Origin of the sequence: Marinobacter persicus (genome assembly GCF_900114155.1) — a bacterium.
Classification (GTDB): Bacteria; Pseudomonadota; Gammaproteobacteria; order Pseudomonadales; family Oleiphilaceae; genus Marinobacter; species Marinobacter persicus.
In genome coordinates this window covers 14,326-27,165 of the sequence record NZ_FOSC01000005.1, presented here as the reverse complement: position 1 = coordinate 27,165, position 12,840 = coordinate 14,326, and the positions used below count along the sequence as shown (strand labels likewise).

Below are 12,840 nucleotides of genomic sequence, written 5' to 3'. Positions count from 1 at the left end.
GGTGATTAGCCTGGTATGGCCGGTAATCAGTTACGCTCGATTTCGGCGTTGTCCCGCAGATACTGCTGGTACGCCTGATACTCACGCTGGCCTTCCATTTGTGCCAGAAAGTCCCTTAGCTGGCGGTACTGCTGGTCATCCCGCTCGACCTCTGGCTGATTTACCGCTTCCAGGGCAATTACGGTTGCCTGACTGTCGGTTACGGCAGTATCAACCACCGACTCACCCTGTTCCGGCCGCTTCATGGAAAACACCTTCTGCACCACGCTGGTATCCAGCTGGATACCACTACGCCCCTGATCTTCAAAGCGCTGCCACTGGTCCTCCATCGGTTGCTCACCGGCCTCAACACGATCGGCGAGTACCTGCGCCCGTTCGGACAGCGCCTCACGCACTTTCCGTGCCCTTACAATGTCGCGAATTTCCTCGCGAACTTCCGCCAGCTCCTGCTGCTTGGGTTCCTGATACTCGCGCACTCGGGCGACAACAGACACATTGTCGGCCACGTCCACCAGTTCGGTGTTGTAACCACCTTCCAGCACATCGTCGGAATAGAGCTGACGAACCAGACCGGCATGGTCAAATGGCTCCGGACCGCCGTCACGGGTCACTCCGTCAACCGTCTGCACCTGCAGCCCGAGTTCCTCCGCGGGGCCTTGCAGGTCGTCTGCCGCATAGGCGGCATCCGCCAGCTGTGACCGGGCTTCGGCGAAGCGGTCTTTGGCTTTTGAGCGCGCCAGTTCCCGCCGAAGCTCTTCTTTGAGGTCATCGAAGGAGGGCGGATCGGTACGACGAATCTCTTCAAGCTTGATCAGATGCACGCCAAACGCGGTTTCCACCGGTCCCGACACCTCACCCTGTTCAAGTTCAAACAGCGCGTTTTCAAACGTTTCGTCAAACACGCCACGACCGGCGAAGCCCAGATCACCGCCTTCACGGGCCGAAACGGTATCGGTGGAATACTCTTCCGCCAACTCCGCAAAAGAATCACCCTCCTCCAGACGCTGCTGGATGGTAGTGATGGTTTCGTCCGCCTGGTCACCGGCCTCGATCAGGATATGGGAAGCGCGGCGTTCTTCACGGGCGTACTCCTCGGCCTGCTGGTTATAGTACTCGCGAACCTCTGCCTCTGAGACATCCACGGCCTTGGCCAGCGCCTCCTGGGACAGGGTGATGTAGGCAGCATCGATCTGTTCCGGCAAACGGAATTCATCGCGATGCTCCTGATAATAACTTTCGATGTCGGCTTCGGTGACCTCGACGTCGTCGGCAACGCTATCCGCAGAGACCGTCAGAATCCGGAAATCACGGGTCTGATCCTGAATCGCCAGCAACTGCTCGGCATTCTGGGGCGCAACCAGCGCGCTCTGGGCAATAGCCGTGCGAATCTGATTCACGACATAGCTCTTGCGCATCATTTCCCGGAATTCCGCGACACCCATACCGGCATTGCGAACGGCCGATACGAAGCGATCACGATTGAACTGTCCGTCAACCTGGAATTGAGGCATCTGGGTGATCAGTGCATCAATATCCTGCTCGGTCAGCTCCAGGCCCTGATTCTGCGCGTCCTGGGCCAGGACGGCTTCAATAATCAGCCCCTCCAGGACATCCTGGCGGATCTGGTCATCATCCAGCAGAGACGGATCGGGATTGTCCATTTGCTGCAAACGCTGCTGGCTTTCCATCTGAACCGTGCGCAGGAATTCACGCTCCGTGATGTCGTTACCGTTCACCGATGCCACGGAGGGCTCTCCGGAGAAGCCGCCAATAATGGCGTCCATCCCCCAGATCGACAGCGAGATAATCAGAAGGCCAACGATAATCTTGGCAATGGTACCTTGGGCGTTCGCCCGAATATCTTGAAGCATGTTGTTCCCGAATTCCTGTTCAAGGTCCTGGAGGCGTTCCAGGGGTGGCGTCTATGTAACGCAAAAAGGCGCACCCGGTTACGGTATGCGCCTTGAATTCCTGCAACAGCCCCCGCTGAAGAGAACTGTCAAAGAGCCTTTACTTAACGGCGTCTTTCAGGGCCTTGCCTGCCTTGAATCCCGGCACTTTGGAAGCCGGAATCTGGATTTCTGCGCCGGTCTGCGGGTTGCGACCGGTGCGGGCAGCACGCTCTTTTACAGAAAAGGTACCAAAGCCAATCAGGGTTACCTGATCGCCTTCTTTCAGAGCACCGGTGATTGAGTCGGTCATGGCATCCAGAGCGCGACCAGCGGCGGCTTTGGAAATGTCGGCAGACTCGGCAATGGCATCGATAAGTTCGGACTTGTTCACACTAAACCCCTTCGATTTCAGGTTGAAGATGTTATGGGTCGGATTATTTTTCGCGGACGTTCTCGACTATCGCATAAGCGGTCGGAGAATTCCATTCTTCTGTTTTCTTATTCCTTTCGGCTGAGCACCGGTGATCGGAATAGGCACAAAATGCGCGGGAGCCCTTGGTACTGGCTGTTTCACGGCGAAACAGTTATACCAACGGGCTCTCAGGCATGTCAACAATTGGCGGTGGTATCAGTGCGTATTTATGCGCTCTGCCGCATCTGTGGACTCGTCACCGGGTTTGGAAGAGCCGGAATCCGAAGCCGCTTCCACCGCGCTTGGCTCGGGGGGATATTCCAGTGCGATATCCAACACCTCGTCAATCCACTTCACTGGCCGTATTTCCAGCGACTCCTTGACGTTCGCCGGTATCTCCTTGAGATCACGAACATTTTCATCCGGAATCAGAACGGTCTTGATGCCGCCACGGTGGGCCGCCAGCAGCTTCTCCTTGAGCCCGCCAATGGCCAGAACGCGACCACGCAAGGTGATTTCACCGGTCATGGCCACGTCTGCCCGGATGGGAATCCGGGTCAAGGCCGAAACCAGAGCGGTACACATGCCAATACCGGCACTCGGGCCATCTTTCGGGGTCGCACCCTCCGGTACGTGGATGTGCAGGTCATGCTTTTCATGGAAATCATCGGCAATACCCAGGCCAGCGGCCCGGCTACGCACCACCGTCAGGGCGGTCTGGATGGACTCCTGCATGACATCACCCAGCGAACCGGTTTTCACCACCCGGCCCTTGCCCGGGGTCAGTGCCGCCTCGATGGTCAGCAGCTCACCACCCACCGAGGTCCAGGCCAGACCGGTTACCTGCCCGATCTGGTTCTTTTCTTCCGCCAGGCCGAAGTTGAAGCGCTTAACACCGGAATAGTCTTCCAGCATCTCGGGCTTGAGCACCAGTGTGGACTGCTCTTTCTTCTCCACGTTCTCACGCACCACCTTGCGGCAGATCTTGGCGATCTCGCGCTCCAGGCCCCGCACACCGGCTTCCCGTGTGTAGTAGCGAATCAGGTCACGCACGGTGCTTTCCGGCATCTCCAGCTCGTCCTTGCGCAGGCCGTTGGCCTTGATCTGCTTGGGCAGCAGGTAACGCAGGGCGATGTTCACCTTCTCGTCTTCGGTATAACCCGGAATACGGATAATCTCCATCCGGTCCAGCAAGGCCGGCGGGATGTTCATGGAGTTGGAAGTACACACGAACATCACGTCCGAAAGATCATAATCCACTTCCAGATAATGATCGTTGAAGGTGTGGTTCTGCTCAGGGTCCAGCACTTCCAGCAAGGCGGAAGCCGGATCGCCCCGATGATCCATGCCCATCTTGTCGATTTCATCAAACAGGAACAGCGGGTTTTTCACGCCCACCTTGGACAGTTTCTGAATCAGCTTGCCCGGCAAAGCACCGATATAGGTTTTACGGTGACCCCGGATTTCCGCTTCATCGCGCACGCCACCCAGGGCCATGCGGGTGTATTTGCGGTTGGTGGCCCGTGCGATGGACTGGCCCAGGGAGGTTTTACCCACACCAGGAGGGCCAACCAGACAGAGCACCGGCCCCTTGATCTTCTTCACCCGGCTCTGAACCGCCAGGTATTCGAGGATGCGGGTTTTGACCTCGTCCAGACCGTAGTGGTCTTCGTCGAGGATCTCCCGCGCCTTGTCCAGATCGTGCCGGACTCGGCTGCGCTTCTTCCACGGAATGGACAGCATCCAGTCAATGTAGCCCCTGACCACCGTGGCTTCGGCGGACATGGGAGACATCATTTTCAGCTTGTTCAGTTCCGCCTCGGTTTTCTTTTTGGCTTCTTCGGGCAGCTTGGCTTCCTCAAGCTTCTGCTCCAGCTCTTCGAAGTCGTTACTGCCTTCGCCCAGGTTACCCATTTCCTTCTGGATAGCCTTCATCTGTTCGTTCAGGTAGTACTCGCGCTGGCTGCGCTCCATCTGCTTCTTCACGCGGCCACGGATGCGCTTTTCCACCTCGATCAGGTCAATCTCGCCGTCGAGCTTGCCCATCAGCAGGTCCACCCGGGTACGCAGATCCATCGCTTCCAGCAGTTCCTGCTTTTCGGGAATACGCATTTCCAGGTGCGAGGCCATGGTGTCCACCAGGCGATCCAGCTCTTCAATGCCGGTCAACGCGTTGGAGACCTCCGACGGGACTTTTTTCGAGAGCTTCACGTACTTCTCGAACTCATCCATCAATGTGCGGGTCAGTACCTCTTCCTCCTGCTCCTGAAGCGGCTCGTCATCCAGCACCACCGCCCGGGAAGTCAGGTACTCCCCTTCCTCGATCTCATCAATACTGGCCCGGGCATTGCCTTCCACCAGCACTTTCACGGTACCGTCCGGCAACCGCAACATCTGCAGTACCGTGGCCAGTGTACCCATGGAGAAAACATCTTTCGGGCCCGGCTCATCGGTGGCCGGGTCTTTCTGGGCGACCAGCAGAATCTCCTTGCTGCCCTCCATCGCGGCTTCCAGCGCCTGGATGGATTTGTCGCGGCCCACAAACAGCGGCACCACCATGTGCGGGAACACCACCACGTCGCGCAGGGGCAACAGCGGGTATTCGTGCACGGGTTGTTCAGGTGTACGGGTCATAGGAAATCCTCTGACGGTCTTTCGTTGAGCATATCACCCTTTGTTGGGGCGCTGACAAAAATTGCAATCGTCTGAGACAGGAAAATCGGGAGGGTCATTTCAGGTGTCACAACAAAAAGGGGCGTTGCCGCCCCTTTTCTGATCACGCTCATTCCGGATTGAAATCAGTCATCCGGAACCGCTTTGGCGTGATCGTTGTTGGCGTAGATCTTGAACGGCTCGGATTCGCCCCGAATGACGCTCTCGTCAATCACCACCTTGGTCACATCCGGTTCAGACGGAATCTGGTACATGGTGTCCAGCAAGGTGCCTTCCATAATCGAACGCAAACCACGGGCGCCGGTTTTCCGCTCCATCGCCTTGCGTGCCACGGCTCGCAATGCTTCTTCACGGAAATCCAGTTCCACGCCTTCCATATCAAACAGCTGTTGATACTGTTTGGTCAGCGCATTCTTGGGTTCGGTCAGTATCTGGACCAGAGCCGCTTCGTCCAGCTCGGTCAGTGTTGCCACCACCGGCAGGCGACCGACAAATTCCGGTATCAGGCCGAACTTAACCAGATCCTCGGTTTCCACGTGCTGAACAATATCGCCAATGCTCTTGCTGTCATCCTGGCTCTTGACCGTGGCCGAGAAGCCAATGGAACTGCGGTCGGAGCGCTCCTGAATGACCTTCTCCAGGCCAGCGAAGGCGCCGCCACAAATGAACAACATATTGGTGGTGTCCACCTGCAGGAACTCCTGCTGCGGGTGTTTGCGACCACCCTGTGGCGGAACTGACGCCACCGTGCCCTCGATCAGCTTCAGCAATGCCTGCTGCACACCCTCACCAGACACATCACGGGTGATGGACGGATTGTCGGATTTGCGTGAAATCTTGTCGATTTCGTCAATGTAGACAATGCCACGCTGGGCCTTGTCGACATCATAATCGCATTTCTGCAGCAGCTTCTGGATGATGTTTTCAACATCCTCACCCACGTAACCCGCTTCGGTCAGCGTGGTGGCATCGGCAATGGTAAACGGCACATTGAGCATGCGCGCCAGGGTCTCGGCGAGCAGGGTCTTACCGCTACCGGTGGGACCAATCAGCAGAATGTTACTCTTGCCGAGCTCCACATCGGTTTTGCCCTCACCGTAACGCAATCGCTTGTAGTGATTGTACACGGCAACCGACAACACGATCTTGGCGCGGTCCTGGCCAATAACATATTCGTTCAGGGTGTCGCGGATTTCGGCTGGTGTCGGCAGACGATCACTGGCCTCTTCCTGAGCGCTTTCCTGGATTTCCTCGCGAATAATGTCATTGCACAGGTCGACACACTCGTCGCAGATGAACACCGAGGGCCCTGCAATGAGCTTACGGACTTCATGCTGGCTCTTTCCACAAAACGAGCAGTACAGCAACTTGCCGTTATCGTCGCCGCTGCCGTTTCTTTCATCTGCCATTGAAATACCTCTGTTCTTCATTGGCCGGCCCTGATTAAAAATTCATGCCGGCCAGGAATGGTGCGATGATTTTCAGTATTAAGTATTCGATACCCGTTTATCAAGTACGGTATCTACCAACCCGTAATCCTTCGCCTGCGTGGCATCCATGAAGTTGTCGCGATCGGTATCCCGGGCGATGGTTTCAAGGTCCTGGCCGGTATGGTGCGCCAACAGGGTATTCAGGGTGTTACGGATTTTCAGGATTTCACGGGTGTGAATCTCGATGTCCGTGGCCTGCCCCTGATAGCCGCCAAGCGGCTGGTGAATCATTACCCGCGAATGCGGCAGGCAGGCCCGCTTGCCTTCCGCGCCACCGGCAAGCAGGAACGCGCCCATGCTGGCCGCCTGGCCCACGCACAAGGTGGCAACATCCGGCTTGATAAACTGCATGGTGTCGTAGATGGACATACCGGCAGTCACGGAGCCACCCGGGCTGTTAATGTACAGGTGAATGTCCTTGTCCGGGTTTTCGGATTCCAGGAACAGCAGCTGGGCAACCACCAGGTTGGCCATGTGATCCTCGACCGGGCCTACCAGAAAAATTACCCGTTCCTTGAGCAGACGAGAATAAATATCGAAAGAACGCTCGCCGCGTGCTGTTTGCTCGATAACCATCGGCACCAGGCCGGAATTGGTGATCATGGTGGGGCCGTCAATCGGTTTCTGCGTCATGTGCGCCTGAACTCCTCGTGGACATTGGTCTGGGGCCCGGGAGGCCGTGAAGATACTTTTTCAGTACTTTGCCACCACTGAGCCCAGATGAAAACAGCCGGACACACCGGCTGTTTCCTGAAAACGGATCCCGGGCGTCAATGCCCGGAGACCATCAGCGCTGGGGCTGACCGGCCTGAACCGCTTCCTCGTACTTCATTTTCTTTTCCTTGACCTTGGCCTGCTCCAGCACATGGTCAACCACCGCATCTTCCAGAACCGCAGATTCGATCTGCGCCTTCTGCTCGGCGTTGTTGTTGAAGTGCTCAATCACTTCTTCCGGCTGTTCATACGTAGACGCAATTTCCTGGATCTTCGCGTCTACCTGCTCCGGCTCGGCTTTCAGGTCGTTGGCCTTGACCACTTCCTGGAACAGCAGACCAGTCTTCACGCGACGGGTTGCCTGATCCTGGAAAATTTCCTTCGGCAACTGCTGGAAGTCCACCTGGCCACCGAAACGCTGCACCGCGTCCTGACGCAGACGGTCGATTTCCTGGTCAACCAGTGCATTCGGCACTTCCAGCTCGGTCACTTCCAGCAGGCCTTCAACCACGTCGTTCTTGACCTTGTTGGATACCGCCTGCTTGAGCTCGCGCTCCATGTTCTTTTTCACTTCCTCGCGGAAGGTTTCTTCGTCTTCGGCTTCGATACCGAACTGCTTGAAGAATTCCGGCGTCATTTCCGGCAGCTGCGGTTCTTCGACTTTGTGGATCTTGATGTCGAACTTGGCGTCTTTACCCGCCAGATCTTCACTCTGGTAGTCTTCCGGGAAAGTCACTTCGATCGGGAATTCTTCACCAGCCTTGCCACCCACGATGGCCTTCTCGAAGCCCGGGATCATCTGGCCGGAGCCCAGAGTCAGGCGATGGCCTTCTGCGGATCCGCCTTCAAACTCTTCACCGTCAACATAGCCCTTGAAGTCGATGGTCACGATGTCCTTGTTCTTGGACTTGCGCTTCACTTCTTTCATGGTGGCCTGCTGACGACGCAGATTGTCGATCATCTTGTCGATGTCTTTGTCAGTCACTTCGGACACCGGCTTCTCGACATTGATCTTGCTCAGATCGCCCAGCTCGATTTCCGGCAGCACTTCGAAAGTCGCCACGAACTCGAGGTCCTTGCCTTCTTCCATCACTTTCGGCTCAAGCTGCGGCCAGCCCGCCGGATTGATGTCCTGCTCCTGCAGTGCCTTGATGTAGTTGTCGCGCATAACCTCGCCAACCACTTCCTGGCGAACGCTGGCACCGAAACGACGCTTCACCACGCTCATGGGCACCTTGCCAGGACGGAAGCCGTTCAAGCGAACAGTACGAGCTGTTTCCTGCAGGCGTTTCTGGACCGCCTGGTCAATTTCCTGGGCGGGCACACCAATCGTCATCCGACGTTCGATGTTGGAGGTCGTTTCAACAGACACTTGCATGGAAGATCCTCAAATTACAGATTCTGTATGTGAATGAAAATTAAAACAAAATCCCGGAAGAGGCGTTTTACCCCAAAGGGATGCAAAATTAAAAGGCGATAGTTTATCACGGTTTGCCCTGCGGAGAGAATCACCCGGAATGCAGGAACACCGGTTTATCACTGGCAATAAAAAGCTAAAGCAGATGATGGGGACGAGCGGGACAATTAAAAGGGGAACACAGAAAAGAAACCGAAAATGGTGCTCGGGGGGAGAATCGAACTCCCACTCCTCTCGGAACCAGAACCTAAATCTGGCGCGTCTACCAATTTCGCCACCCGAGCAGCCTATTCATCGCACAGCCAAGCGTGGTGCCTGAATGGGATGAAGGGGAAAATGGGGTGGACGAAGGGGTTCGAACCCTCGACCGCAGGAGTCACAATCCTGAGCTCTACCAGCTGAGCTACGTCCACCATATCGACAAGGCACCGATCGGTACACTCTGATATTTTGCTATCAACTTTGCTGTTTAAGCGAGTCCGGTACAAACCATACGGGGTATGGCGCGCCCGGCAGGACTCGAACCTGCGACCATCCGCTTAGAAGGCGGATGCTCTATCCAGCTGAGCTACGGGCGCTTGACCGTTCGCCCACCTGAATATCCAGAAATTGGTCGGGGTAGAGAGATTCGAACTCCCGACATCCTGCTCCCAAAGCAGGCGCGCTACCAGACTGCGCTATACCCCGTTACTGAACAACAAGTGCCTCAGCAAAGTTGGCGCGCATATTACCGGCGCCCGGGGCGTTCGTCAACCTGCTTTTAAAAAATCACCGGAAAATCCGCCACATTGGCCTGCCCGCCGAACCATGAGACAATACCGCACCTTCTTTTTTATTCATGCCTAACAGACAAGACACGAACATGAGCGCCAAACTGATTAACGGAAAAGAGATTGCCGCCCGGGTCCGGCAGCAGGTCGCGGCCGGCGTTGAAGCCAGAAAACAGAAAGGACTTCGAGCCCCGGGACTGGCGGTGGTGCTGGTGGGCAACGATGCCGCCTCACAGGTGTATGTGCGCAAAAAGCGCGAGGCCTGTGAAGAGGCCGGCATCATGTCACTGGCCTATGACCTGCCGGCGGACACCTCCCAGGAAGCCCTGGAAGCGCTGATTGACGAGCTCAACGAAAACCCGGCCATCGATGGCATTCTGGTGCAGTTGCCGCTGCCCGGGCACCTGGACGCGGACCCGATTCTGGTAAAGATTCGCCCGGACAAAGACGTTGACGGCTTTCACCCCTACAACATTGGCCGGCTCATGCAGCGCAAGCCCACCCTGCGCCCGTGTACACCAGCCGGCGTGATCACCCTGCTCGACTCCATCAACACCCCCTACAAGGGCCAGCACGCGGTGATTGTGGGCGCTTCCAACATCGTCGGCCGCCCCATGAGTATGGAGCTGCTGCTTAAAGGCGCCACCACCACCGTGTGCCACCGGTTTACCGACAACCTGGAGAAATTCGTGGGTGAAGCGGATATCCTGATTGCCGCCGTGGGCAAGCCAGGCATCATCAAGGGCGAATGGGTTAAACCCGGCGCCACGGTGATTGATGTGGGCATCAACCGGCAGGACGACGGCAAGCTGTGCGGCGATGTGGATTTTGAGGCAGCGGCAGAGCGGGCGGCCTACATCACGCCGGTACCGGGTGGTGTGGGGCCGATGACCATTGCCACGCTGCTGGAGAACACGCTGTACTCAGCGAATGAGCTGCACGCCAACCAGTAGTACACTGATAAACAGAAGTGTTTAGCCACTAAATCCACGAAAGAACACTAACCCCCCCTCCCGCAAAGGGGAGAGGGAATGTCCGCCTTTAACTTTCGTGTTCTTTCGTGGATTTAGTGGCAAAGAAGTCTTTAAGCATTAAAAAACCCCGCCAAGGCGGGGTTTTTTGTGTCCGGTCGATTTTCCGACCGGCTATTGACCAAACTATTATTGGCCGTACTTGGCTTTCGCCTTCTGACGGTAAGCGTGCAGAAGCGGCTCGGTGTAACCCGCCGGCTGCTCGCGACCCTTCAGAACCAGATCAACAGCGGCCTGGAAGGCAATACTGTCATCGAAGTTCGGCGCCATGTTGCGGTACGCCGGGTCACCTTCGTTCTGCTTGTCCACGATCGCGGCCATGCGCTTCATGGTTTCCATGATCTGCTCTTCGGTGCAGATACCGTGGTGCAGCCAGTTGCACAGCAGCTGGGAGGAGATGCGCAGTGTCGCGCGGTCTTCCATCAGGGCGATATCGTTGATGTCCGGCACTTTGGAGCAACCAACGCCCTGCTCTACCCAGCGAACCACGTAGCCCAGGATACCCTGCGCGTCGTTGTCCAGCTCTTCCTGGATTTCCTCGGCGGTCAGCTTGGACGGATCGTCCATCACCGGCACGGTCAGAATGTCTTCCAGAGCCGCGCGCTGACGGTTGGCCAGCTCTTTCTGCACCTCAAATACATTCACCTGATGGTAGTGGGTGGCGTGCAGGGTGGCGGCGGTCGGAGACGGAACCCAGGCAGTGTTGGCACCGGCTTTCGGATGGCCGATTTTCGCTTCCAGCATGCCTGCCATCAGGTCCGGCATGGCCCACATGCCTTTACCGATCTGGGCAACGCCGGAGAAACCGGTTTCCAGGCCAATGTCCACGTTCCACTGCTCGTAGGCGTTGATCCAGGTAGCCTGCTTCATCGGTCCTTTACGGATGAACGGACCCAGCTCCATGGAGGTGTGGATCTCGTCGCCGGTGCGGTCCAGGAAGCCGGTGTTGATAAACACGGCACGCTCCTTGGCAGCGTGGATACAAGCTTTCAGGTTCACCGTGGTGCGACGCTCTTCGTCCATGATGCCGACTTTCAGGGTGTTGCGCGGCAGCTCCAGCGCATCTTCCACACGGCCAAAGAATTCGTTGGTGAAGGCCACCTCTTCAGGGCCGTGCATCTTCGGCTTAACAATGTACACAGAACCCTTGGTGCTGTTCTGGTAGTCGCCGTCGTTCTTCAGGTCGTGGATGGCGATCAGGGAGGTGATCAGGCCGTCCATCAGGCCTTCCGGCACTTCGCTGTCATCCTTCAGCAGGACCGCAGGGTTGGTCATCAAATGACCCACGTTACGCACGAACATCAGGCTGCGGCCTTTCAGGCTCATTTCGCTGCCGTCTTTGGCGGTGTATACGCGGTCCGGATTCATGCGGCGGGTCATGGTCTTGCCGCCTTTCTCGAAGGTTTCTTCCAGATTGCCCTTCATCAGGCCCAGCCAGTTGCTGTAGGCCAGTTCCTTGTCTTCGGCATCAACGGCGGCGACGGAGTCTTCGCAGTCCATGATGGTGGTCAGGGCGGATTCCAGCACCACGTCCTTGACGTTGGCACCGTCGTCCTTACCGATCGGATGGCTGGCATCGATCTGGATTTCGAAGTGCATGCCGTTCTTGACCAGCAGAACGCCGGTCGGCTCATCGGCAGCACCGGTGTAACCAACAAAACCGTCTTCATCCTGCAGGCCGGTTACCTCGCCATTCTGCAGCTTAACCGCCAGCTTGCCGCCATCGACATAGTATTTGGCAGCATCGGTGTGGCTGCCGGAAGCCAGCGGAGCGGAGTTATCCAGGAACTTGCGGGCCCACTCGATAACCTTGGCGCCGCGTACCGGGTTGTAGCCCTTGCCTTTTTCGGCGCCGTCTTCTTCGGAGATGGCGTCGGTGCCGTACAGTGCGTCGTACAGACTACCCCAGCGGGCATTGGCTGCGTTCAGGGCGAAACGGGCGTTCATCACCGGCACAACCAGCTGCGGGCCGGCCATGGTGGCAATTTCCGGGTCTACATTGGCAGTGGAAATCTTGAAGTCTTCCGGTTCATCAACCAGATAGCCGATTTCCTTCAGGAAGGCCTTGTACTCGGCCATGTCCAGCTTCTGACCTTTGTGCTCTCGGTTCCAGCTGTCCATTTTTTCCTGAATTTCGTCACGCTTGGCCAGCAGCTCACGGTTGCGCGGGGCCAGCTCGTTTACGATCTTGTCGAATTCTGCCCAGAATTTGTCAGGATCGATGCCGGTACCCGGAATCGCTTGATTATTCACAAAATCATAGAGATTCTTTGCGACCTTGATGCCGCCGATTTCTACGCGTTCTGTCATCGTTATCTGCCTCAATGGGTTCGTGTTCCCTATCCCCTGCCAAACCACTCGGCACGGGGGCGTTATCATTCGAGCGCATATTGTACGGGAATTTCCTTACAAGGTCATTCCCGTACACATTCTTGACGCAC

At 56.7% G+C, this 12,840-nt stretch carries 8 protein-coding genes and 4 tRNA genes; 1 reads left to right on the top strand and 11 read right to left on the bottom strand.

Annotated elements, in window-relative coordinates:
- Positions 1–26 precede the first annotated feature (26 nt).
- From BMZ63_RS06425 to BMZ63_RS06380, 10 genes are all read right to left on the bottom strand, one after another.
- Positions 27–1,871, bottom strand: coding sequence for a SurA N-terminal domain-containing protein (locus BMZ63_RS06425; RefSeq protein WP_091703260.1), 1,845 nt, complete (start codon positions 1,869–1,871; stop codon positions 27–29).
- A gap of 139 nt (positions 1,872–2,010) precedes the next feature.
- The gene (locus BMZ63_RS06420) at positions 2,011–2,283 is read right to left on the bottom strand and encodes an HU family DNA-binding protein (protein ID WP_091703257.1); all 273 of its coding nucleotides are present in this window, start codon (positions 2,281–2,283) and stop codon (positions 2,011–2,013) included.
- Positions 2,284–2,520: 237 nt separating this feature from the next.
- Positions 2,521–4,938, bottom strand: a complete 2,418-nt coding sequence (gene lon / locus BMZ63_RS06415; protein ID WP_091703254.1) for an endopeptidase La — start codon at positions 4,936–4,938, stop codon at positions 2,521–2,523.
- 164 nt (positions 4,939–5,102) lie between these two features.
- Positions 5,103–6,386 carry an ATP-dependent Clp protease ATP-binding subunit ClpX gene (clpX, locus tag BMZ63_RS06410; protein ID WP_091703251.1) on the bottom strand — a complete coding sequence of 428 codons (1,284 nt, stop codon included), beginning with the start codon at positions 6,384–6,386 and terminating at the stop codon, positions 5,103–5,105.
- 78 nt (positions 6,387–6,464) lie between these two features.
- Positions 6,465–7,100 carry an ATP-dependent Clp endopeptidase proteolytic subunit ClpP gene (gene clpP, locus BMZ63_RS06405; RefSeq protein ID WP_091703248.1) on the bottom strand — a complete coding sequence of 212 codons (636 nt, stop codon included), beginning with the start codon at positions 7,098–7,100 and terminating at the stop codon, positions 6,465–6,467.
- A 154-nt stretch (positions 7,101–7,254) separates the two neighbouring features.
- Positions 7,255–8,559, bottom strand: a complete 1,305-nt coding sequence (gene tig / locus BMZ63_RS06400; protein ID WP_091703245.1) for a trigger factor — start codon at positions 8,557–8,559, stop codon at positions 7,255–7,257.
- A gap of 238 nt (positions 8,560–8,797) precedes the next feature.
- A tRNA-Leu gene (locus BMZ63_RS06395) sits at positions 8,798–8,882 on the bottom strand.
- Positions 8,883–8,935: 53 nt separating this feature from the next.
- A tRNA-His gene (locus BMZ63_RS06390) sits at positions 8,936–9,011 on the bottom strand.
- A gap of 88 nt (positions 9,012–9,099) precedes the next feature.
- Positions 9,100–9,176: transfer RNA gene (locus BMZ63_RS06385), tRNA-Arg, on the bottom strand.
- A gap of 32 nt (positions 9,177–9,208) precedes the next feature.
- A tRNA-Pro gene (locus tag BMZ63_RS06380) sits at positions 9,209–9,285 on the bottom strand.
- 175 nt (positions 9,286–9,460) lie between these two features.
- Between BMZ63_RS06380 and folD the strand changes: the two genes are divergently transcribed.
- On the top strand, positions 9,461–10,321 hold the full coding sequence (gene folD, locus BMZ63_RS06375; protein ID WP_091703242.1) for a bifunctional methylenetetrahydrofolate dehydrogenase/methenyltetrahydrofolate cyclohydrolase FolD: 861 nt from the start codon (positions 9,461–9,463) through the stop codon (positions 10,319–10,321).
- Positions 10,322–10,528: 207 nt separating this feature from the next.
- On the opposite strand, the gene BMZ63_RS06370 is transcribed toward folD, so the two are convergent.
- A complete protein-coding gene (locus BMZ63_RS06370) occupies positions 10,529–12,709 on the bottom strand; it encodes a malate synthase G (protein ID WP_091703239.1) in 2,181 nt (726 codons plus the stop codon).
- Positions 12,710–12,840: the final 131 nt, after the last annotated feature.